Source organism: Klebsiella sp. GG_Kp175 (assembly GCF_040062325.1).
GTDB classification, from domain to species: Bacteria; Pseudomonadota; Gammaproteobacteria; order Enterobacterales; family Enterobacteriaceae; genus Klebsiella; species Klebsiella quasipneumoniae.
The window spans coordinates 14,935-36,034 of sequence record NZ_JBEAFX010000033.1 but is presented as its reverse complement, the minus strand read 5'-3'; the positions used below and the strand labels follow the sequence as shown (position 1 = coordinate 36,034).

General features: G+C 58.4%; 21 protein-coding genes. 16 read left to right on the top strand and 5 right to left on the bottom strand.

From position 1 onward, the window contains the following. Positions 1–142: 142 nt before the first annotated feature. From coaBC to slmA, 3 genes are all read left to right on the top strand, one after another. Positions 143–1,357 carry a bifunctional phosphopantothenoylcysteine decarboxylase/phosphopantothenate--cysteine ligase CoaBC gene (gene coaBC, locus ABLU73_RS23015; protein WP_032431274.1) on the top strand — a complete coding sequence of 405 codons (1,215 nt, stop codon included), beginning with the start codon at positions 143–145 and terminating at the stop codon, positions 1,355–1,357. Next, positions 1,335–1,793, top strand: coding sequence for a dUTP diphosphatase (dut, locus tag ABLU73_RS23010; protein ID WP_017900056.1), 459 nt, complete (start codon positions 1,335–1,337; stop codon positions 1,791–1,793). The genes coaBC and dut overlap by 23 nt, the downstream gene beginning before the upstream one ends. A 124-nt stretch (positions 1,794–1,917) precedes the next feature. Continuing rightward, positions 1,918–2,514, top strand: coding sequence for a nucleoid occlusion factor SlmA (gene slmA, locus ABLU73_RS23005; protein ID WP_004205072.1), 597 nt, complete (start codon positions 1,918–1,920; stop codon positions 2,512–2,514). A 46-nt stretch (positions 2,515–2,560) separates the two neighbouring features. On the opposite strand, the gene pyrE is transcribed toward slmA, so the two are convergent. Both pyrE and rph read right to left on the bottom strand, forming a co-directional pair. Beyond that, positions 2,561–3,202: an orotate phosphoribosyltransferase gene (pyrE, locus tag ABLU73_RS23000; protein ID WP_004205073.1), complete on the bottom strand. Its 642-nt coding sequence runs from the start codon at positions 3,200–3,202 to the stop codon at positions 2,561–2,563. 65 nt (positions 3,203–3,267) lie between these two features. Next, positions 3,268–3,984 carry a ribonuclease PH gene (gene rph / locus ABLU73_RS22995; RefSeq protein ID WP_004205074.1) on the bottom strand — a complete coding sequence of 239 codons (717 nt, stop codon included), beginning with the start codon at positions 3,982–3,984 and terminating at the stop codon, positions 3,268–3,270. A 126-nt stretch (positions 3,985–4,110) separates the two neighbouring features. Between rph and ABLU73_RS22990 the strand changes: the two genes are divergently transcribed. The 3 genes from ABLU73_RS22990 to ABLU73_RS22980 all read left to right on the top strand — a co-directional run bounded on the left by ABLU73_RS22990 (position 4,111) and on the right by ABLU73_RS22980 (position 6,961). Beyond that, positions 4,111–4,974: a YicC/YloC family endoribonuclease gene (locus tag ABLU73_RS22990; RefSeq protein WP_004205076.1), complete on the top strand. Its 864-nt coding sequence runs from the start codon at positions 4,111–4,113 to the stop codon at positions 4,972–4,974. 179 nt (positions 4,975–5,153) lie between these two features. Beyond that, positions 5,154–5,906: an isocitrate lyase/phosphoenolpyruvate mutase family protein gene (locus ABLU73_RS22985; RefSeq protein ID WP_264923678.1), complete on the top strand. Its 753-nt coding sequence runs from the start codon at positions 5,154–5,156 to the stop codon at positions 5,904–5,906. Further along, positions 5,903–6,961: a methylated-DNA--[protein]-cysteine S-methyltransferase gene (locus tag ABLU73_RS22980; RefSeq protein ID WP_043522736.1), complete on the top strand. Its 1,059-nt coding sequence runs from the start codon at positions 5,903–5,905 to the stop codon at positions 6,959–6,961. Before ABLU73_RS22985 ends, ABLU73_RS22980 begins: the two co-directional genes overlap by 4 nt. A 33-nt stretch (positions 6,962–6,994) precedes the next feature. Here ABLU73_RS22980 and ABLU73_RS22975 read toward each other — a convergent pair whose 3' ends face one another. Continuing rightward, on the bottom strand, positions 6,995–8,269 hold the full coding sequence (locus ABLU73_RS22975; RefSeq protein ID WP_122542188.1) for a chloride channel protein: 1,275 nt from the start codon (positions 8,267–8,269) through the stop codon (positions 6,995–6,997). Between the two features lie 275 nt (positions 8,270–8,544). Here ABLU73_RS22975 and ABLU73_RS22970 point away from each other — a divergent pair, with 275 nt between their 5' ends. Further along, complete coding sequence (locus ABLU73_RS22970; protein WP_122542190.1) at positions 8,545–9,162, top strand: trimeric intracellular cation channel family protein; 618 nt, start codon at positions 8,545–8,547, stop codon at positions 9,160–9,162. A gap of 5 nt (positions 9,163–9,167) precedes the next feature. Here ABLU73_RS22970 and ligB read toward each other — a convergent pair whose 3' ends face one another. Next, a complete protein-coding gene (ligB, locus tag ABLU73_RS22965; RefSeq protein WP_126065120.1) occupies positions 9,168–10,844 on the bottom strand; it encodes an NAD-dependent DNA ligase LigB in 1,677 nt (558 codons plus the stop codon). Positions 10,845–11,102: 258 nt separating this feature from the next. Between ligB and gmk the strand changes: the two genes are divergently transcribed. From gmk to fpr, 7 genes are all read left to right on the top strand, one after another. Beyond that, a complete protein-coding gene (gene gmk, locus ABLU73_RS22960) occupies positions 11,103–11,726 on the top strand; it encodes a guanylate kinase (protein WP_002922664.1) in 624 nt (207 codons plus the stop codon). Between the two features lie 54 nt (positions 11,727–11,780). Further along, positions 11,781–12,056, top strand: coding sequence for a DNA-directed RNA polymerase subunit omega (gene rpoZ / locus ABLU73_RS22955; protein ID WP_000135058.1), 276 nt, complete (start codon positions 11,781–11,783; stop codon positions 12,054–12,056). A gap of 18 nt (positions 12,057–12,074) precedes the next feature. Then, positions 12,075–14,195: a bifunctional GTP diphosphokinase/guanosine-3',5'-bis pyrophosphate 3'-pyrophosphohydrolase gene (spoT, locus tag ABLU73_RS22950; protein WP_004205080.1), complete on the top strand. Its 2,121-nt coding sequence runs from the start codon at positions 12,075–12,077 to the stop codon at positions 14,193–14,195. A gap of 161 nt (positions 14,196–14,356) precedes the next feature. Next, positions 14,357–15,046, top strand: a complete 690-nt coding sequence (gene trmH, locus ABLU73_RS22945; protein WP_023319341.1) for a tRNA (guanosine(18)-2'-O)-methyltransferase TrmH — start codon at positions 14,357–14,359, stop codon at positions 15,044–15,046. A 5-nt stretch (positions 15,047–15,051) separates the two neighbouring features. Next, the gene (gene recG, locus ABLU73_RS22940; protein ID WP_023319342.1) at positions 15,052–17,133 is read left to right on the top strand and encodes an ATP-dependent DNA helicase RecG; all 2,082 of its coding nucleotides are present in this window, start codon (positions 15,052–15,054) and stop codon (positions 17,131–17,133) included. Positions 17,134–17,181: 48 nt separating this feature from the next. Continuing rightward, on the top strand, positions 17,182–18,192 hold the full coding sequence (glpX, locus tag ABLU73_RS22935) for a class II fructose-bisphosphatase (protein ID WP_015703815.1): 1,011 nt from the start codon (positions 17,182–17,184) through the stop codon (positions 18,190–18,192). A 95-nt stretch (positions 18,193–18,287) separates the two neighbouring features. After that, positions 18,288–19,034, top strand: a complete 747-nt coding sequence (gene fpr, locus ABLU73_RS22930; RefSeq protein WP_154041486.1) for a ferredoxin--NADP(+) reductase — start codon at positions 18,288–18,290, stop codon at positions 19,032–19,034. On the opposite strand, the gene ABLU73_RS22925 is transcribed toward fpr, so the two are convergent. Continuing rightward, positions 19,035–19,463 (bottom strand): DUF805 domain-containing protein, encoded by a 429-nt coding sequence (locus tag ABLU73_RS22925; protein WP_004173894.1) that lies wholly within the window; start codon positions 19,461–19,463, stop codon positions 19,035–19,037. 112 nt (positions 19,464–19,575) lie between these two features. On the opposite strand from ABLU73_RS22925, the gene ABLU73_RS22920 reads away from it, so the two are divergent. Both ABLU73_RS22920 and tpiA read left to right on the top strand, forming a co-directional pair. Beyond that, a complete protein-coding gene (locus ABLU73_RS22920; RefSeq protein ID WP_043522751.1) occupies positions 19,576–20,175 on the top strand; it encodes a YiiQ family protein in 600 nt (199 codons plus the stop codon). 109 nt (positions 20,176–20,284) lie between these two features. After that, entirely contained in the window at positions 20,285–21,052 is a 768-nt protein-coding gene (gene tpiA, locus ABLU73_RS22915) for a triose-phosphate isomerase (protein ID WP_002922909.1), read from the top strand. Positions 21,053–21,100: the final 48 nt, after the last annotated feature.

Genomic DNA, 21,100 nt, shown 5'->3' with positions numbered 1-21,100 from the left:
GCACAACCTGACGGCTCTGCCGACGCGCCGCTTTTCACCCTGCGTAGCCGCTCGCAAAGTGAATGCCCGTCAGAGGCACGACCACGTCAGGATTGTGATAAGATGCGCGGATTCTGGTCTACGGCAACAGGAATACATCATGATGACTCTGGCGGGTAAAAAAATCGTCCTGGGCGTCAGCGGCGGTATCGCGGCGTATAAAACCCCGGAACTGGTGCGGCGACTGCGTGAACGCGGCGCGGAAGTGCGTGTCGCAATGACGGAGGCGGCAAAAGCGTTCATCACCCCACTCAGCCTGCAGGCGGTATCCGGCTATCCGGTTTCCGATAGTCTGCTCGATCCGGCGGCGGAAGCGGCCATGGGCCATATTGAGCTCGGAAAATGGGCCGACCTGGTGATCCTCGCCCCGGCGACCGCCGATTTGATTGCCCGCGTGGCGGCCGGCATGGCTAACGATTTGGTGTCGACGATCTGTCTTGCCACCCCTTCTCCGGTTGCCGTCTTGCCCGCCATGAACCAGCAGATGTATCGCGCGCAGGCCACCCAGCATAATCTGCAGACGCTCGCTTCCCGCGGCCTGCTGCTGTGGGGACCGGACAGCGGTAGCCAGGCCTGCGGCGACATCGGCCCGGGGCGAATGCTCGATCCGTTAACCATCGTGGAGATGGCCGCACAGCATTTCGCCTCCCCTGTCAAAGATTTGCAACATCTCAACCTCATGATTACCGCGGGCCCGACCCGTGAACCGTTGGATCCGGTGCGTTACATCTCTAACCACAGCTCCGGTAAGATGGGCTTCGCGATTGCCGCCGCCGCCGCACAGCGCGGCGCGAACGTGACCCTGGTCAGCGGACCGGTATCACTTCCGACACCGCCCTTTGTGCAGCGTATTGATGTCACTACCGCGCTGGAAATGGAAGCGGCCGTCCAGGCCGGCGCTCAGCAGCAGCACATTTTTATTGGCTGCGCCGCGGTGGCGGATTACCGCGCCGCCGCCATCGCCGAAGATAAAATAAAAAAACAAGGTGATGAATTAACAATAAAAATGGTTAAAAACCCGGATATCGTGGCCGGGGTTGCAGCGCTAAAATCGCATCGCCCCTACGTCGTTGGGTTTGCCGCCGAAACGAATAATGTGGAAGAATATGCGCGGCAAAAACGTGCCCGCAAAAACCTCGACCTGATTTGCGCCAACGATGTTTCCCAGCCTAATCAGGGCTTTAACAGCGATAGCAACGCATTACACCTTTTCTGGCAGGATGGGGAAAAGCGCTTACCACTTGAGCGCAAGGAACTCCTGGGCCAATTATTACTCGACGAGATCGTGACCCGTTATGATGAAAAAAATCGACGTTAAGATTCTGGACCCGCGTGTCGGCCAGCAATTTCCGCTGCCGACCTATGCCACCTCCGGCTCCGCCGGACTTGACCTGCGAGCCTGTCTCGACGACGCCGTAGAGCTTGCGCCGGGCGCAACCACGCTGTTGCCGACCGGCCTTGCGATTCATATCGCCGATCCCTCTCTGGCGGCGGTGATCCTGCCGCGCTCGGGCCTGGGTCATAAGCACGGCGTGGTGCTGGGCAACCTGGTGGGCCTTATCGACTCCGATTACCAGGGGCAGCTGATGGTGTCCGTCTGGAACCGCGGTCAGCAGAGCTTTGTTATCGAGCCGGGCGAACGTATCGCGCAGATGGTCTTTGTGCCGGTCGTGCAGGCGGAATTTAACCTGGTGGAATCTTTCGATGCCACCGACCGCGGCGAAGGCGGCTTCGGTCACTCAGGGCGCAAATAGGCCCAGCAACACGGAATCTGCATCCCAACGCGCATAATGCAATAACACCACCGCAAACTCTGGTTTGCGGTCGCGTTGTGGATGTCTGCCTGACAAGTGCTTATTTTCAGGGGTATTTTAAAACATGGCAGAAAAGCAAACTGCGAAACGGAATCGTCGCGAAGAAATACTTCAATCTCTGGCGCTAATGCTGGAATCCAGCGATGGTAGTCAACGTATTACCACCGCGAAACTGGCAGCTTCCGTCGGCGTCTCTGAGGCCGCGCTGTATCGCCATTTTCCCAGCAAAACCCGCATGTTTGACAGCCTGATCGAGTTCATTGAAGACAGTCTGATTACGCGCATCAATTTGATTCTGAAAGATGAGAAGGACACGTCCGCGCGCCTGCGCCTGATTGTTCTGTTGATTCTTGGGTTTGGCGAGCGTAATCCTGGGCTGACGCGCATCCTCACCGGACACGCGCTGATGTTCGAACAGGACCGGCTGCAGGGCCGTATCAACCAGCTTTTTGAACGCATCGAAGTGCAGCTGCGTCAGGTGATGCGCGAGAAAAAAATGCGCGAAGGCGAAGGCTACACGCTCGACGAAACGCTGCTGGCCAGCCAGCTGCTCGCCTTCTGCGAGGGCATGCTGTCGCGCTTTGTGCGCAGCGAGTTCAAATACCGTCCGACGGATGATTTCGACGCCCGCTGGCCGCTGGTCGCCGCACAGCTGCAGTAGTTTTCTTTGCATTGCCCGGTAGCGCTCTGCTTACCGGGCTTTTTCGTTACACGCCGTAGGCTTCGCGATAAGCGCGAACGGCGGCCAGGTGTTCCGCCATCTCCGGTTTCTCTTCCAGATAAGCGATCAGCTCTTTCAGGGTTACGATCGAGATAACCTGGCAGCCGTAATCCCGCTCCACTTCCTGAATGGCGGAGATTTCACCGCGGCCGCGCTCCTGACGATCCAGGGAGATCAGCACGCCCGCCAGCTGCGCGCCGTTGGCCTGGATGATCTCCATGGATTCGCGAATCGCCGTACCGGCGGTGATCACGTCATCCACCAGCATGACCCGCCCTTGCAGTGGACTACCGACCAGATTGCCGCCTTCGCCGTGAGTCTTTGCCTCTTTACGGTTAAAGCAGTAAGGCAGGTCGCGGTCATGGTGTTCGGCTAACGCCACCGCGGTGGTGGTGGCGATCGGGATCCCTTTGTAGGCCGGGCCAAACAGCAGGTCGAACTCAATCCCGGAATCCACCAGCGCCTCGGCATAAAAACGGCCCAGCAGAGCCAGATCGCGCCCGGTGTTAAACAGGCCGGCGTTAAAGAAATAGGGGCTCTTACGCCCGGATTTCAGCGTAAACTCGCCAAACTTAAGAACCTGCTTGCTAAGCGCAAACTCAATAAACTGGCGCTGATACGGCTTCATGGATTCGCTCCTCATCTTACTTTTTTACGGTCAAAAAAAAGGCGACTTCTCAGTCGCCTTAAAAACTAATCTACTAACGCCGCCTTCTGCGTCGTAATAATGGATTCGATCCCCCCTCGGGCTAACGCCAGGAGAGTGAGGAGCTCTTCATGGGTGAACGGCTCGCCTTCTGCCGTACCCTGCACCTCAATGATGCGACCATCTTCGGTCATCACCACGTTCATGTCGGTTTCCGCGGCAGAGTCTTCGATGTACTCCAGATCGCAGATGGCTTCGCCATTAACGATCCCAACAGAGACCGCCGCCACCATCCCTTTCATCGGGTTAGTTTTCAGCTTGCCGGCCGCCACCAGCTTATTCAGCGCGTCGGCCAGCGCCACGCAGGCACCGGTAATAGACGCGGTGCGGGTGCCGCCGTCGGCTTGCAGCACATCGCAGTCGAGGGTGATAGTAAATTCGCCCAGCGCTTTCAGATCAACCGCCGCGCGCAGCGCACGGGCGATCAGGCGCTGAATTTCCATCGTCCGGCCGCCCTGCTTGCCTTTTGCCGCTTCACGCGCGTTACGCGTGTGCGTTGAACGCGGCAGCATGCCATATTCAGCGGTGATCCACCCCTGTCCCTGTCCTTTCAGGAAACGCGGAACGCCTTCGTCAATGGAGGCGGTGCACAGCACTTTGGTATCACCGAATTCAACCAGCACAGAGCCTTCAGCGTGTTTTGTGTAATTACGGGTCAGGGTGACGGGGCGCACCTGGTTGGCGCTACGACCTGCTGGACGCATGATAGAAATCTCCGGCTTGAAACGAATGTGGCTGCGCATTATACGGATTAAAGGCGCTTATTCCTATCCTGATAAGGCCTCGAAAGCTATAATCCTCCCCACTCTCCTTTAAAAACAGGAACGACTATGATCCGCAGTATGACCGCCTATGCCCGCCGTGAAATCAAGGGTGACTGGGGTAGCGCCGCATGGGAGCTGCGCTCGGTAAACCAGCGCTATCTGGAAACGTACTTCCGCCTGCCGGAGCAGTTCCGTAGCCTGGAGCCCGTGGTACGCGAGCGCATTCGCGCCCGCCTGACTCGCGGTAAAGTCGAATGCACCCTGCGTTTTGAACAAGACCCCAGCGCTCAGGGCGAACTCATTCTCAACGAAAAGCTGGCTAAACAGCTGGTTAACGCTGCCAACTGGGTGAAAATGCAGAGCGATGAAGGGGAAATCAATCCGGTTGATATCCTGCGCTGGCCGGGCGTGATGGCCGCCAAAGAGCAGGATCTTGACGCCATCGCCGCCGACATTCTGGCAGCCCTTGACGGCGCGCTGGATGACTTCATCGTCGCTCGCGAAACGGAAGGCCAGGCGCTGAAAACGCTTATCGAGCAGCGTCTTGAAGGCGTGAGCGGCGAAGTGGCGAAAGTTCGCGCTCATATGCCGGAAATTCTCCAGTGGCAGCGCGAGCGTCTGGTCGCCAAGCTGGAGGATGCGGAAGTGCAGCTGGAGAATAACCGTCTCGAGCAAGAGCTGGTGCTGATGGCGCAGCGTATCGACGTTGCCGAAGAGCTGGACCGCCTCGAAGCCCACGTGAAAGAGACCTACAACATTCTGAAAAAGAAAGAGGCCGTGGGTCGCCGTCTCGACTTTATGATGCAGGAGTTCAACCGTGAGTCGAACACCCTGGCGTCAAAATCGATCAATGCCGAGGTCACCAACTCTGCGATTGAGCTGAAAGTGCTGATCGAGCAAATGCGCGAGCAGATCCAGAATATCGAGTAACGCGCTCTCGTCTGTTAAAGTCTTTCCGTTCACAAGGCCATGATCAATCATGGCCTTTTTATTTATCTCTACCGCAGGCTGACGATAAGCTGCCGTAAAAAATAGTCGTCCAGTTTTCGGTTGTGGCCAATGAGCACAACGCGGCACAGTCAGGGGAAACACCACTGCGGGAGAAAAGAATGGACTTCAACGCGCTTCACCAGCAAAACCAACCTTTGTTGCTTGCCAACGTCTGGGACGCCAGCAGCGCTCAGGCCGCTCAGCAGGCCGATTACCAGGCGCTGGGAACCTCCAGCGCCGCTATCGCCGCGATGTTAGGCTATAAAGATGGCGAAGAGATGAGTTTTGACGAGCTGTTCTATATCGTCTCACGCATCAAAGCCGTTAGCGAACTGCCGTTAAGCGTCGATTTAGAGGCCGGCTACGGCGCCACAACCAGCCACATTATTGAGAATATTCAGCGTCTGGCGCATCTCGGCGTGAGCGGAATAAACCTCGAGGATAGTCAGGTGGTAAATAACAGGCGTCTTCTTGATGATCCGAAGCGCTTTGCCGTCAAACTGCAGGCAATCACCCGCGCCTGTCCCGGCATGTTTGTTAATGTCCGCACCGATACCTTTCTTCTCGACGTTCAAGATGCGCTGGATCAGACGCTCTATCGCGGTCAACTCTACGCGAACCACGGCGCAGACGGTTTTTTTGTGCCTTGCGTCACCCATGCAGAGGATATTACCCCCATCGTTCGCCGCGTGCCTTTACCATTAAACGTAATGTGTATGCCTGAGCTGGCAGACTTCAGCGCCTTATCTGCGCTGGGCGTAAGACGTATTTCAATGGGCAATTTTTTGCACGCTGCCACACAGACCAAACTGAAAGACTTATTCTGTCAGGTACAAGCTCATCACTCTTTCTCGGACGTTTTTTTACCATGAAAATTACCGACAGTGTCCAGTGCGATATCTGGTATCAGGCGCTGCTTGAACGCGCAGTGGAATTCACCGGCGTCTTTTTCGTTGGCGTCAAAACCACCGGTGTATTTTGTATCTCGGTCTGCCGGGCGCGAAAACCCAGACGCGAAAACGTCGAATTTTATAATGACGTTAAATCCGCGCTGGATGCTGGATTCCGGCCATGCAAAGTCTGTCGCCCGACGGAGAATGCCCGGACGGCTCCCGCCTTTGTTGAGCAAGCGCTTCGCCTGCTGCGAGAAAATCCGAAGGTTCGCCTCAGCGATAACGAACTACGTCAGCATGATATTAGCCCGGAACGCGTTCGCCGCTGGTTCCTGCAAAATCACGGGATCACTTTTCAGGCTTTTCAACGGATGCAGCGCGTGAATATGGCGCTTCAGGAGCTGAAAGCAGGCCGCTCAACTACCGATGTCGCTTTCGATAGCGGCTACGAATCCTTAAGCGGCTTCGGCTATACCTGCAAAAAATTGACCGGTTCCGCTCCCAGCGCGCAACGCCAGATTGTTTTAATTCATCGCTTTACCACTCCGCTAGGACCAATGTTCGTGTGCGCAACGCAAGGGGGAATTTGTCTGCTGGAATTTGTCGACAGACGAGCGCTGGAGACAGAATTCAGCGACCTGCAGCGACGGTTCGACGCCAGCATCATCGCAGGAGAAAACGCCCACACCCGGCAGGCGCAACAAGAAATAACAGAGTATTTTGCCGGGCAGCGCCAATCATTCGAGGTGGCGCTTGATACGCCAGGCAGTGAGTTCCAGCGAGCGGTCTGGCACAGTTTACAGCGCGTTAGCTTCGGCGAGACGACGAATTATCAATCCATTGCCATGGATATAGGTAAGCCGACGGCCACGCGGGCGGTCGCTTCCGCAAATGGTGCCAATCGTGTCGCCATCATCATCCCCTGTCATCGAATTATCGGCAAAGATGGTTCGATGACGGGTTATGGCGGCGGCATTGCGCGTAAAAAATGGCTTATCAACCATGAGGCAACCATCAGGCAAAATTGCGGCTGATTTTACTTCCAGGATGAATGGCCCTCTCCCGGTTCACTTTCGCTGCAGCTCATTAACCGCTTTCTTATCCAGTACCCGGCAGGTCAAAAACGCCCCTGCCGCGCACAGCAGCGTCGGGGCCAGATAGCTGTGATCCATGTGGGTGAATTCCATCACCAGCACCACCGCCGTCAGCGGCATCTGCATGGAGGCGGCGAGAAAAGCGGCTGCTCCCACCAGGGCGAAACTACTTTCATCTCCGCCGGGGAACCCTGATTGCCAGAGCGCGCAGAGCAGCAGGCTGGCCAGCCCGCCCACCGCCAGCCCCGGGGTTAGCAACCCGCCCTCCGCGCCGCCGCGCAGCACCGCCAGGATCACCACCATCTTCAGCCCTAACAGGATCGCGACCATGGAGAGAGGCAGCCCGTCGCTGAGCGCCAGCTGCATCGGCCCCTTGCCATTGCCCGGTAGCGCAGGGAACCAGAGGCTCAGGACGGCAAGAAGTGAAAACGCCAGCAGACAGAACACCGGCATCTGCCAGTTACTTCGCACGCGTGAACGCGCTGCGCTGGTCGCTTTGCGAAAGAGCCAGGCGCCGGTGCCCAAAATCGGGCCCACCAGAATCGCCCACCAGAGAAAGGTGTGCGGAAGCGCGCTGGAAACAAAATGGTATTGCGATTCATCCCCTAACCCGAGGGTGGCCGTCCAGGCGGCAATCGCCGAGGTCATTATCGCCGCCAGCGTTTTTTCCCAGCTAAACGACAGCAGCATGACCTCGAGGGTGAACAACGCCCCTGCCAGCGGGACGTTATACACCGCCGCCAGGCCCGCGCCCGCCCCACAGGCAATCAGCGTGCGGGTGTCATCCTCCAGCAGGCTCAGCTTACGCGCCACCATCCCCCCTCCCAGCGCGCCCATTTCCCGCGGCGCCACTTCGCGGCCAAGCGGGGAACCCAGCGCTACGGTGACGATCTGCAACAGGGCGTGGATCGTCGTGGTGCCCGCGGGCATGGGGACGGAAGGGTTAGCCGCCGCCGCGGCAATGGAAACCCGCTTCTGCCCATAGCGACCAAGCAGCCACCAGCCAAATCCGGCGACGATGCCGCCGGCCACGATTGCCGCGATGCGACGTGGCCAGGGCGACGCCGTGACGCCCTGTAAAAATGACACCGAACCGACGATCTGCCCGGAACTGTAGCCAAAAGCCAGGTGCTGAATGGCGTGTAAAATCAGTGCCAAAACCATGCCGGACAGACCGGCCAAAATCCCGGTTAATACCACGGCCAACAGGCGAGTCAGAGAATGTTTGCTCCCGGCGGCGACACGCATTTTCTCATCTCCTCGAGAAAGAAAATAAAAGGATAAAGGTCGGGACTTAAACATTAGGTATTCGTAGCGTTTTCAATATAGAAAATCGATCGGGAACAAGTCATTACTTTTTCTAATCTTTAAAAATTCATAAAATAGAAATCAACCGCCAATTAAAGCCAATTTAATCTATATTGGCATTAGTTTTTCCTGGCCTAACGATTTCACTTTAGAAAATCTCAATCGTGATCCTGCGCACAAATCGTTAACCTGCCGGCCACTGTCTGGGGGGATCTATGCTGCTTCATGTTCTGTATTTAATCGGTATCACCGCGGAAGCCATGACCGGAGCGCTGGCTGCCGGGCGTCGGCGGATGGATACGTTCGGCGTCATTATTATCGCCACCGCGACCGCGCTGGGCGGGGGTTCCGTTCGCGATATCCTGCTGGGACACTATCCTCTCGGCTGGGTGAAGCATCCGGAATACGTCATTATTGTCGCCGTCGCCGCCGTCCTTACCACAATTGCCGCCCCGGTAATGCCGCACCTGCGCCGGCTTTTCCTGGTGCTGGATGCGCTGGGGCTGATCGTATTTTCCGTCATCGGTGCGCAAATCGCCCTGGATATGGGAGAAGGGCCGGTTATCGCCTCTATTGCTGCGGTCATCACCGGCGTTTTTGGCGGTGTACTGCGCGATATGTTCTGCAAACGCATTCCGCTGGTCTTCCAGAAAGAGCTGTACGCCGGGATCTCGTTTGCCGCAGCGGTACTCTATATAGCGCTGCAACATTACGTTAGCAGCCACGATGTGGTGGTCCTGGCCACGCTGCTGTTCGGCTTTACCGCCCGCATGCTGGCGCTGCGCTGGAAGCTCGGGCTACCGGTCTTCCACTACACCCACGACGCCCACTAACCGCCTCAAAACCCGGGGATGCGTTGCCCGCTAAGCCATTGCGCCAGCGCCGCCACGTCAGGGTGATGCAGGAAAGCCACCAGCTGTCGGGCTCTGATCGCCCCCACGCCCGGCAGCGTGCGCCATTGCGCTTCACTCTTTGCCGTGAGGAGGCGCCAGTTTTCATTTCCAGGCTGCGCCAGCGCCTCCTGGGGCACCGGGATCCCCATCGCCAGCACCCAGCGTATAAAAGGCCGTTTACGAATAAGATCAAACTGATGCCAGAGGTGCTGCCCACGGGCGGCCGAGATCCCAGGCATCGCCTGCAGCTGCTCCGCCGTGAGCGCCAGCCAGGAAAAAAGATGCTCCATCGGGTGCTGCCGCTGAATGACGCGCCATACGTTTTCCCCTACGCCATCGATATCCAGCACCGACTTTGATGACAACCAGACCAGCCGGGAAAGAAACTGTTCGCTGCACTCAGGGGTGGCGAAATAGCAGGTTAGCGCATTGAATTTGGCCGCCGGCGGCGTCGGTTTAAGGCGCTCGGCCATCCGCCAGACGACCGCGTCGATCCGTGGAATACCCTGACCTGCCAGACTGATCTGCAGCTGATCGCCAACCCCAATATCCAGCGCCTGCCAGCGGGCCACAGAGCCAACGTTAACCCGCTGCACGCGTTTGTCATCCAGTCGCTGGGGCTCAAGCTCAGCCACTACGTTGACTCTACCGCTGCGGCCGGTACTGAAATGGATCGCCCGCACCTCCATCACCCGCGATGCCGGAGGATATTTCCAGGCTGCCAGCCATTCGCCCTTTCCCGGTGACCAGACGCGCCCCGCCGGTTCGCGCCCTTCACGCACAATCACGCCATCGCTGACGAAGGGCAGCGGCGAGCGATACCACCGCTGGCGCCACTCCGCCACCTGCTCAACACGCGTCACCGGATGGGTGTATTGTCCGCTGTAGATAAACCCCGCCTGCGCCAGCAGCTTCTGACGACGGCGCATATCCGACGGACCGTCTGGCCAGGCCCAGATAAAAACGTCCAGCTGGCTGAGGGGCGCCGCCGCGTCAGCCCGCATCATCAACCCGGCGACTTTCGCCCGCGCGTTCATTCCGCCAGCCTGCTGCTGAACATGCCCCTCCCGACGCAGAAACAGCTCCCCCTGCAGCACGCTGTTGGCCAGTTTGCCGGTCGTCAGCTTCGCCAGCGCCGGGATCTGCCGCGCTCGGGCGGTCCACAACTCACCGCGCAGGCCATCCCCGCGGCTGATAGCCTGAACCAGATGCCCCTGGCGATAGACCAGGGTTACCGCCACGCCGTCCACCTTAGGCTGTATCCACAGGTCGGTTTTATTTTTCATCCAGCGGGCCAGGCTGGCTTCATCCGCCAGCTTGCGTACGCCGGTATGGGCGACCGGATGACGCGTATCGCCGGTCGGTGGAGACAGACCGTCCTCCTCAGGCGTCGCGCCCGGAAAGCATTGCCGCCACTGCGTCAGGCGCTGGGTGAGCTGGTCGTAAACGTCATCACTCACCTCGCTGGCGCCCTGTCGCCAGTAAGCCTCGTTCCAGGCGTCAATCTGTTGATGAAGACGTGCCATCTCCTGTCTGCCTTTAGCCGGCGGCCAGTCCGGGCACGTCGCCAGCGCGCTGGCAGAGAACATCCCTATCGCCAGCCACCCCCCTCCTTTACGCATTGCAGTTCCCTCCTTCAGCACCTGACGGAGAGTCTGCGGCAGAATACCGGAAACCGCGACGGGGGCTTTTTCACCCTGCGAAGCGCCTTCCAGGATTTGCACCTCGTTGCAGCAACGGCTGGCGAATTCAGGAAAACGGCAGGCAAAATGAAAGAAACAGCGGCAAAAAGTGTGACAAGGACTGCGTCACGCCGCGGCGACGTGTATAATAGGCTCGTATGTAGGACCTCTTTCGATAACCACATACAAAAGACACTCATGGCTCAAGGCACGCTTTATATTGTTTCCGCCCCTAGCGGCGCGGGTAAATCCAGCCTGATTCAGGCTTTATTAAAAACCCAACCGTTGTATGACACCCAGGTATCGGTTTCCCATACCACGCGGGCGCCGCGTCCGGGTGAAGTGCACGGCGAACACTATTTCTTCGTGAATCACGACGAATTCCGCTCGATGATTGGCGAAAACGCGTTTCTGGAACATGCAGAGGTCTTTGGCAACTATTACGGCACGTCGCGTAAAGCGATCGAGCAGGTGCTGGCGACCGGTGTTGATGTCTTCCTCGATATCGACTGGCAGGGCGCGCAGCAGATCCGTAAAAGCATGCCGGGCGCACGCAGCATTTTTATTCTGCCGCCGTCAAAAGATGAACTGGACCGTCGCCTGCGCGGCCGCGGCCAGGACAGCGAAGAGGTGATCGCGAAACGAATGGCCCAGGCCGTTGCGGAAATGAGCCATTACGCCGAATATGATTACCTGATTGTGAACGATGATTTTGACACCGCCCTGAGCGACCTGAAAAATATCATCCGCGCTGAACGTCTGCGCATGAGCCGCCAAAAGCAGCGACATGGCGCTTTAATCACCAAACTATTGGCAGACTGAATCCACATTCAGTATCATGCCCAGTCATTTCTTCACCTGTGGAGCATTTTAAGTATGGCACGCGTAACTGTTCAGGACGCTGTAGAGAAAATTGGTAACCGTTTTGACCTGGTACTGGTCGCCGCGCGTCGCGCTCGTCAGATGCAGGTAGGCGGAAAGGATCCGCTGGTACCGGAAGAAAACGATAAAACCACCGTAATCGCACTGCGCGAAATCGAAGAAGGTCTGATCAACAACCAGATCCTCGACGTACGTGAGCGCCAGGAACAGCAAGAGCAGGAAGCCGCTGAATTACAAGCCGTTACCGCGATTGCTGAAGGTCGTCGTTAATCACACAGCGGGTCGCCCTTGTATCTGTTTGAAAGCCTGAATCAGCTGATTCAAAACTACCTGCCGGAAGACCAGATCAAACGTCTGCGGCAGGCGTATCTCGTTGCACGTGACGCTCACGAGGGTCAGACACGTTCAAGCGGTGAACCTTATATTACGCACCCGGTCGCGGTTGCCTGTATTCTGGCCGAGATGAAGCTCGACTACGAAACGCTGATGGCCGCGCTGCTGCATGATGTGATTGAAGATACTCCCGCCACCTACCAGGACATGGAACAGCTTTTTGGTAAAAGCGTCGCCGAACTGGTAGAGGGGGTATCGAAACTTGATAAGCTCAAGTTCCGCGATAAGAAAGAGGCGCAGGCCGAAAACTTTCGTAAAATGATCATGGCGATGGTGCAGGACATCCGCGTCATCCTCATCAAGCTTGCCGACCGCACCCACAACATGCGTACCCTGGGCTCGCTACGCCCGGATAAACGCCGCCGCATCGCCCGCGAAACGCTGGAAATCTACAGCCCGCTGGCGCACCGTTTAGGTATCCATCACATCAAAACTGAGCTCGAAGAGCTGGGCTTTGAGGCGCTGTACCCGAACCGCTACCGCGTCATTAAAGAGGTGGTCAAAGCGGCGCGCGGCAACCGTAAAGAGATGATCCAAAAGATCCTCTCGGAAATCGAAGGGCGTTTGCAGGAAGCGGGGATCCCCTGCCGCGTCAGCGGTCGCGAAAAGCATCTGTACTCGATCTACTGCAAAATGGTGCTCAAAGAGCAGCGTTTTCACTCGATCATGGATATCTACGCCTTCCGCGTTATCGTCCATGATGCCGATGTCTGCTACCGCGTGCTTGGCCAGATGCACAGCCTCTATAAACCGCGTCCAGGTCGTTTCAAAGATTATATCGCCATTCCGAAAGCGAACGGCTATCAGTCTTTGCACACCTCGATGATCGGCCCCCACGGCGTCCCGGTCGAGGTACAAATTCGTACCGAAGACATGGACCAGATGGCGGAGATGGGGGTCGCGGCGCACTGGGCTTATAAAGAGCACGGCGGCGAAAGCAGCACCACCGCGCAAATCCGCGCCCAGCGCTGGATGCAGAGCCTGCTGGAGCTGCAGCAGAGCGCCGGCAGCTCGTTTGAATTTATTGAGAGCGTTAAATCCGATCTGTTCCCCGATGAGATTTACGTTTTCACCCCGGAAGGGCGCATTGTCGAACTGCCCGCTGGCGCCACGCCGGTGGACTTCGCCTATGCGGTGCATACCGATATCGGCCATGCCTGCGTCGGCGCGCGCGTCGACCGCCAGCCCTATCCACTGTCGCAGCCGCTCTCCAGCGGTCAGACAGTCGAAATTATTACCGCGCCGGGCGCACGTCCGAATGCCGCCTGGCTGAACTTTGTCGTCAGCTCGAAGGCGCGCGCCAAGATCCGTCAGCTGCTGAAAAACCTCAAGCGCGATGACTCGGTCAGCCTTGGCCGTCGTCTGCTCAACCACGCGCTGGGCGGTAGCCGCAAACTCGCCGAGATCCCGCCGGAGAATATCCAGCGCGAGCTCGACCGGATGAAGCTGGCCTCGCTCGACGATCTGCTGGCGGAGATCGGTCTGGGCAACGCCATGAGCGTGGTGGTGGCGAAAAACCTGCAGCAGGGCGAAGCCGCTGCGGCTCCGGTGCCGGCCAATGCCTCGAACCACGGCCATCTACCGATCAAAGGCGCCGATGGCGTGCTGATCACTTTTGCCAAATGCTGTCGTCCGATCCCCGGTGACCCGATTATCGCCCACGTCAGTCCCGGCAAAGGGCTGGTTATCCATCATGAATCCTGTCGTAACATCCGCGGCTACCAGAAAGAGCCGGAGAAATTTATGGCGGTTGAGTGGGATAAAGAGACCGCTCAGGAGTTCATTACGGAGATCAAGGTGGATATGTTTAACCACCAGGGCGCACTGGCTAACCTGACGGCGGCGATCAACACCGCCTCTTCCAATATCCAGAGTCTGAATACGGAAGAGAAAGATGGCCGCGTATACAGCGCCTTTATCCGCCTGACCGCCCGCGACCGCGTGCATCTGGCGAATATCATGCGCAAAATCCGCGTCATGCCGGACGTGATTAAAGTCACCCGTAACCGAAATTAGCTTTTAGACAAAACATTCGAATTGCATCAAGGCAGCAAGCGAATGACAAATCTGCCGGGAGCAGATTTGAACGCTGCTTGCAGGCCCCGTCAGGGGAGAGGCTCAGGGATGGGCCGCGTGATCCGCAGCGACTAAAGAGGTAATTCGAAGGATGAAGTGTAATGAATTCACAGCGTTATGCGCGTATCTGCGAGATGCTCGCCAGGCGTCAGCCTGACCTGACGGTCTGCATGGAGCAGGTCCATAAGCCCCATAACGTCTCTGCGGTCATCCGGACCGCAGACGCCGTTGGCGTACACGAGGTGCACGCGGTCTGGCCGAGCAGCCGGATGCGCACCATGGCCTCCGCCGCCGCGGGCAGCAACAGCTGGGTGCAGGTGAAAACCCACCGTACCATCGCAGATGCCGTCGGCCACCTCAAAGGCCAGGGTATGCAAATCCTCGCCACCCATCTTTCCGGCAAAGCCATCGATTTCCGTGAAATCGACTATACGCGCCCAACCTGCATCCTGATGGGTCAGGAGAAAACCGGCATCACTCAGGAAGCGCTGGCCCTGGCCGATCAGGACATTATTATCCCGATGATCGGCATGGTGCAGTCGCTGAACGTCTCCGTCGCCTCGGCGCTGATCCTGTATGAAGCCCAGCGGCAGCGACAGAACGCCGGGATGTACCAACGCGCCAACAGCATGCTGCCGCCGGAAGAGCAGCAGCGCCTGCTGTTTGAAGGCGGCTATCCGGTGCTGGCCCGCGTCGCGAGACAGAAAGGGCTGCCTTACCCCCACGTTAACGAGCAGGGCGAAGTGGAAGCCGATGCCGCGTGGTGGGCCACCATGCAGGCTGCGAGGTAAACCCCATGTCAGGCCGCCTGTTAGATGCCGTTCCGCTCAGTTCACTCACCGGCGTTGGGGCTGCGCAGAGCAGCAAGCTGGCGAAGATCGGCCTGCATACGGTACAGGATCTGCTGCTGCACCTGCCTTTGCGCTACGAAGATCGCACCCATCTTTACCCGATAGCCGATCTGCTGCCCGGGGTTTATGCCACCGTGGAAGGCGAAGTGCTCAACAGCAATATCACCTTCGGCGGCCGTCGAATGATGACCTGCCAGATCAGCGATGGCACCGGCATCCTCACCATGCGCTTTTTCAACTTCAACGCGGCGATGAAAAACAGCCTCGCGACCGGTCGACGAGTGCTGGCCTACGGTGAAGCCAAACGCGGGAAGTATGGCGCCGAGATGATCCACCCGGAATACCGCGTCCAGGGCGATATGAGCACCCCGGAGCTGCAGGAGACCCTGACGCCGGTCTACCCGACTACCGAAGGCATTAAGCAGGCGACCCTGCGCAAGCTCACCGATCAGGCGCTCGAGCTGCTCGAGACCTGCGCAATTAGCGAACTCCTGCCGCCGGAGCTGGCGCAGGGGATGATGAGCCTGCCGGAGGCGCTGCGTACGCTGCACCGTCCGCCTCCCTCATTGCAACTTAGCGAGCTGGAAAGCGGCAAGCACCCGGCGCAGCAGCGCCTGATTCTGGAAGAGCTGCTGGCGCACAACCTCAGCATGCTGGCGCTACGGGCAGGCGCCCAGCGCTATCACGCCCTGCCGCTCGGCGCCAACGATACCCTGAAAAATCAGCTGCTGGCCTCCCTGCCCTTTAAGCCCACCGGCGCGCAGGCGCGGGTCACCGCCGAGATCGAGCGCGATATGGCGCTGGACGTGCCGATGATGCGCCTGGTGCAGGGCGACGTCGGCTCCGGTAAAACGCTGGTCGCCGCCCTGGCCGCTCTGCGCGCTATCGCCCACGGCAAACAGGTGGCGCTGATGGCGCCCACCGAACTGCTCGCCGAGCAGCACGCCAACAACTTCCGCAGCTGGTTTGCACCGCTGGGCATTGAGGTCGGCTGGCTGGCGGGCAAACAGAAAGGCAAAGCCCGCCAGGCGCAGCAGGACGCTATCGCCAGCGGCGAGGTGCAGATGATTGTCGGCACCCACGCCATCTTCCAGGAACAGGTGCAGTTTAACGGCCTGGCGCTGGTGATCATCGACGAACAGCACCGCTTCGGCGTACACCAGCGGCTGGCGCTGTGGGAGAAAGGTCAGCAGCAGGGTTTCCACCCGCATCAGCTGATCATGACCGCCACGCCGATCCCGCGCACCCTGGCGATGACCGCCTACGCCGACCTCGATACCTCGGTTATCGACGAGCTGCCGCCGGGCCGAACCCCGGTGACTACCGTCGCTATCCCGGACACCCGGCGCAGCGATATTATTGACCGCGTGCGCAACGCCTGCACCCACGAAGGCCGCCAGGCGTATTGGGTCTGTACGCTGATTGAGGAGTCCGATCTGCTGGAGGCCCAGGCGGCGGAAGCGACCTGGGAGGAGCTCAAGCTGGCGCTGCCGGAGCTGAATATCGGTCTGGTGCACGGGCGGATGAAACCGGCGGAGAAGCAGGCGGTGATGCAGGCTTTCAAGCAGGGCGAAATGCATCTGCTGGTGGCCACGACGGTCATTGAAGTCGGTGTCGACGTACCGAACTCGAGCCTGATGATTATCGAAAACCCGGAACGTCTGGGTCTGGCGCAGCTGCACCAGCTCAGAGGGCGCGTCGGGCGCGGCGCGGTCGCTTCCCACTGCGTGCTACTCTATAAATCGCCGCTCTCTAAAACGGCGCAGAAACGCCTGCAGGTGCTGCGTGACAGTAACGACGGTTTCGTCATCGCCCAGAAAGACCTTGAAATTCGCGGTCCCGGTGAGCTGCTCGGCACCCGCCAGACCGGCAACGCTGAGTTTAAAGTGGCGGATTTGCTGCGCGATCAGGCGATGATCCCCGACGTTCAGCGCATAGCGCGCCACATTCATGAACGCTATCCGCTGCAGGCCCAGGCGCTGATCGAGCGCTGGATGCCGGAAACCGAACGCTATTCCAACGCGTAGCGCGCTTTTGCCGCGCTGCGGGCAATCTTTCTACACAATGAGTGGATTATGAAACGAGAACTGGCCATCGAATTTTCGCGTGTCACCGAAGCCGCCGCGCTGGCGGGCTATAAATGGCTGGGCCGCGGCGATAAAAATACCGCCGACGGCGCAGCGGTTAACGCCATGCGCATTATGCTTAACCTCGTCAATATCGACGGCACCATCGTCATCGGCGAGGGCGAAATCGATGAAGCGCCGATGCTCTATATCGGCGAAAAAGTGGGTACCGGCAAAGGCGACGCGGTAGATATCGCCGTCGACCCAATTGAAGGCACCCGCATGACGGCCATGGGCCAGGCCAACGCGCTGGCAGTGATGGCGGTCGGCGATAAAGGCTGCTTCCTCAACGCGCCGGATATGTATATGGAAAAGCTGATTGTCGGCCCCGGCGCTAAAGGCGCTATCGATCTCAATCTGCCGCTGGAAGAGAATTTGCGCAACATCGCCCGCGCGTTGAATAAACCGCTCGCTGAACTGACCGTCACCGTGCTGGCGAAACCCCGCCACGACGCGGTCATTGCGCAACTGCAGCAGTTGGGCGTGCGCGTGTTCGCGATCCCCGATGGCGACGTGGCGGCCTCTATCCTTACCTGCATGCCGGATAGCGAAGTCGACGTGCTGTACGGCATCGGCGGCGCGCCGGAAGGCGTGGTTTCGGCGGCGGTGATCCGCGCGCTGGACGGCGATATGCAGGGCCGCCTGCTGGCTCGTCACCACGTGAAGGGCGACAGCGAAGAGAACCGCCGTATCGGTGAAAACGAACTGGCGCGCTGCAAAACCATGGGCATCGAAGCGGGCAAAGTGCTGCGTCTTGATGAAATGGCGCGCAGCGATAACGTCATCTTCTCCGCCACCGGGATTACCAAAGGCGATCTGCTGGACGGCATTACCCGCAAGGGCAATATGGCGACCACTGAAACGCTGCTGATCCGCGGTAAATCGCGGACTATCCGCCGTATTCAGTCGATTCATTACCTCGACCGAAAAGACCCGGACGTCCAGCAACACATCCTGTAAAACATTTGATCAATCGAGCTTTCCAGCCTTTTCGGGCTGGAAATCTTCTCCCGTCGCGGTGAAGATAGACTGACGAGATTGAAAGGAGAGACGCAATGGCAAACTGGGTTACAGGTAAAGTCGTAAAAGTGCAAAACTGGACCGATGCACTGTTTAGCCTCACCATTCACGCGCCCGTTGAGCCGTTCACCGCAGGGCAGTTTGCTAAACTGGGCCTGGATGTTGACGGCGAGCGCGTGCAGCGCGCCTACTCCTACGTCAACGCCCCCAGCAATCCCGATCTTGAGTTCTACCTGGTCACCGTTCCGGAGGGTAAACTCAGCCCGCGACTGGCCGCGCTGAAACCCGGCGACGACGTTCAGATTGTCAGCGAAGCCGCCGGTTTCTTCGTGCTGGAAGAGGTGCCGGACTGCGACACGTTGTGGATGCTCGCCACCGGTACGGCGATCGGCCCCTATCTGTCGATTCTGGAAGAAGGGAAAGACCTGGATCGCTTCAAGAACCTGGTGCTGGTGCATGCGGCGCGCTATGCCGCCGACCTCAGCTATTTACCGCAAATGCGCGAGCTGGAGCAGCGCTACGCCGGCAAATTACGCATCCAGACGGTGGTCAGCCGCGAAACCGTGGCAGGCTCGCTGACCGGCCGGGTGCCGTTCCTGATTGAAACCGGGGCGCTGGAGGAGGCGGTCGGCCTGCCGATGACCCGCGACACCAGCCATGTGATGCTGTGCGGCAACCCGCAGATGGTACGCGATACCCAACAGCTGTTAAAAGAGACCCGGCAGATGACCAAACATCTGCGTCGCCGGCCGGGCCACATGACGGCGGAGCACTACTGGTAATCAGGCGTCCGCTTTCCAGCGCACGTCCTGGGTCTCCTTGCCGAACTTATTCTCGCCCTGGGTGCCGACAAACGCCCCCAGGTCGATCAGCATCATGACGATAATCAGCGTCGGCACAAAGCGCCCGACGCCCCACTGCCAGACCTGCGGCAGCATCGCCCAGTTCCCCGCCAGCAGCATCCACGCCAGAATCATCAGCAGCGCCCACAGTCCGGATTTGCCGCGATCGTGCAGCCGCTTCACCACCACCGCCGCCGTCGGCCACAGCAGGCAGACAATAATAAACGCCGCCGTCTGCAGATTAAGCAGATTGCTGCCTGCCAGGGTGAACAGCGCGCTCATGGTCACCAGCCAAATGGCAATCCAGATCCAGAAATCGCGGCGGCCAATGCGCCCTTTAATTGAGAATAACCACTGCTGTAGGGTCATGCGTTTTTCCTTATCATCATCGTCTGCGTAGTTTACCCTGGCGTCGTGACTTTTTGACAAGCGCCGCGCTTCCCGATTTAATCGTCAGCAGGCAAAAAAAGGAACGACGGGCATGAAGAAGTGGACAATCTTGTGTTTCAGTGGGCTGATGGGCCTTGCCGTCGGCCCGCACGCGTTGTCCGCAGAAAGCGAATCGACGACCGCTGCCCCCTACCTGCTCGCCGGCGCGCCGAGCTTTGACCTGTCGATCAGCCAGTTCCGGGAAAAATTTAACGTCGATAACCCGAAGCTGCCTCTGAATGAATTCCGTTCCATATCAACCAGCCGCGATCGGGCTAACCTGACCCGCGCCGCCAGCAAGATTAACGAAAATCTCTATGCCTCCACCGCGCTGGAGCGCGGCACGCTGAAGATCAAATCCATGCAGATCACCTGGCTGCCGATCCAGGGGCCGGAGCAAAAGGCGGCGAAGGCCAAAGCGCTGGAGTATATGAGCGCCATGATCCGCGCCTTCGTGCCCACCCTTAGTCCGGCGCAGAGCCAGCAAAAACTGCAGAAACTGCTGACTGCCGGCAAAGGCAAACGCTACTTCTCCGACACCGAGGGCGCCGTGCGCTATGTGGTGGCAGATCATGGTGAAAAGGGTCTGACCTTCGCTGTTGAACCGATTAAGCTGGCGCTATCTGAAACGCTGGAAGGTAACAATAAATGACAAAAAGCAAAGCCTTTCCAGTGACGAGTCTCTATACTGTTTCACAGACCATGCTGCCCTCTGGGGCGGCTATATTCCTTAATTCGCTTAAGTAGCGTGGAGAATTAAAATGCGACATCCTTTAGTGATGGGTAACTGGAAACTGAACGGCAGCCGCCACATGGTAAACGAACTGGTTGCGAACCTGCGTACCGAGCTGGCTGGCGTAAGCGGCTGCGCAGTTGCCATCGCCCCGCCGGAAATGTATCTGGACCTGGCTAAGCGTGCGGCAGAAGGCAGCCACATCCACCTGGGCGCGCAGAACGTTGACGTAAACCTGTCCGGCGCTTTCACCGGTGAAACCTCCGCCGAAATGCTGAAAGATATCGGCGCACAGTACATCATCATCGGCCACTCCGAGCGTCGTACCTACCACAAAGAATCCGACGAGCTGATTGCGAAGAAATTCGCCGTGCTGAAAGAGCAGGGTCTGACTCCAGTACTGTGCATCGGTGAAACCGAAGCCGAAAACGAAGCGGGCAAAACGGAAGAAGTTTGCGCACGTCAGATCGACGCGGTACTGAAAACGCAGGGCGCTGCCGCTTTCGAAGGCGTGGTTATCGCTTACGAACCGGTATGGGCTATCGGTACCGGCAAATCCGCGACCCCGGCTCAGGCTCAGGCGGTGCACAAATTCATCCGTGACCACATTGCTAAAGCTGACGCGAAAATCGCTGAGCAAGTGATCATCCAGTACGGCGGTTCCGTTAACGCTGGCAACGCCGCAGAGCTGTTCACCCAGCCGGACATCGACGGCGCGCTGGTTGGCGGCGCCTCCCTGAAAGCTGACGCTTTCGCGGTGATCGTTAAAGCAGCAGAAGCAGCGAAAAAAGCGTAATTCGCTTTTCCCGGTGGCGACACGCGACCGGGTTGACTGACAAAACGT

Bases quoted from the DNA above. Each gene is read 5' to 3' on its own strand.
- rpoZ (WP_000135058.1), top strand. From the start codon at position 11,781: ATGGCACGCGTAACTGTTCAGGACGCTGTAGAGAAAATTGGTAACCGT.
- ABLU73_RS22925 (WP_004173894.1), bottom strand. From the start codon at position 19,463: ATGACCCTACAGCAGTGGTTATTCTCAATTAAAGGGCGCATTGGCCGC.
- ABLU73_RS22985 (WP_264923678.1), top strand. From the start codon at position 5,154: ATGGACTTCAACGCGCTTCACCAGCAAAACCAACCTTTGTTGCTTGCC.
- fpr (WP_154041486.1), top strand. From the start codon at position 18,288: ATGGCAAACTGGGTTACAGGTAAAGTCGTAAAAGTGCAAAACTGGACC.
- rph (WP_004205074.1), bottom strand. From the start codon at position 3,984: ATGCGTCCAGCAGGTCGTAGCGCCAACCAGGTGCGCCCCGTCACCCTG.
- ABLU73_RS22920 (WP_043522751.1), top strand. From the start codon at position 19,576: ATGAAGAAGTGGACAATCTTGTGTTTCAGTGGGCTGATGGGCCTTGCC.
- ligB (WP_126065120.1), bottom strand. From the start codon at position 10,844: ATGCGTAAAGGAGGGGGGTGGCTGGCGATAGGGATGTTCTCTGCCAGC.
- coaBC (WP_032431274.1), top strand. From the start codon at position 143: ATGACTCTGGCGGGTAAAAAAATCGTCCTGGGCGTCAGCGGCGGTATC.
- dut (WP_017900056.1), top strand. From the start codon at position 1,335: ATGATGAAAAAAATCGACGTTAAGATTCTGGACCCGCGTGTCGGCCAG.
- gmk (WP_002922664.1), top strand. From the start codon at position 11,103: ATGGCTCAAGGCACGCTTTATATTGTTTCCGCCCCTAGCGGCGCGGGT.
- trmH (WP_023319341.1), top strand. From the start codon at position 14,357: ATGAATTCACAGCGTTATGCGCGTATCTGCGAGATGCTCGCCAGGCGT.
- ABLU73_RS22975 (WP_122542188.1), bottom strand. From the start codon at position 8,269: ATGCGTGTCGCCGCCGGGAGCAAACATTCTCTGACTCGCCTGTTGGCC.
- ABLU73_RS22980 (WP_043522736.1), top strand. From the start codon at position 5,903: ATGAAAATTACCGACAGTGTCCAGTGCGATATCTGGTATCAGGCGCTG.
- pyrE (WP_004205073.1), bottom strand. From the start codon at position 3,202: ATGAAGCCGTATCAGCGCCAGTTTATTGAGTTTGCGCTTAGCAAGCAG.
- slmA (WP_004205072.1), top strand. From the start codon at position 1,918: ATGGCAGAAAAGCAAACTGCGAAACGGAATCGTCGCGAAGAAATACTT.
- ABLU73_RS22970 (WP_122542190.1), top strand. From the start codon at position 8,545: ATGCTGCTTCATGTTCTGTATTTAATCGGTATCACCGCGGAAGCCATG.
- tpiA (WP_002922909.1), top strand. From the start codon at position 20,285: ATGCGACATCCTTTAGTGATGGGTAACTGGAAACTGAACGGCAGCCGC.
- recG (WP_023319342.1), top strand. From the start codon at position 15,052: ATGTCAGGCCGCCTGTTAGATGCCGTTCCGCTCAGTTCACTCACCGGC.
- glpX (WP_015703815.1), top strand. From the start codon at position 17,182: ATGAAACGAGAACTGGCCATCGAATTTTCGCGTGTCACCGAAGCCGCC.
- ABLU73_RS22990 (WP_004205076.1), top strand. From the start codon at position 4,111: ATGATCCGCAGTATGACCGCCTATGCCCGCCGTGAAATCAAGGGTGAC.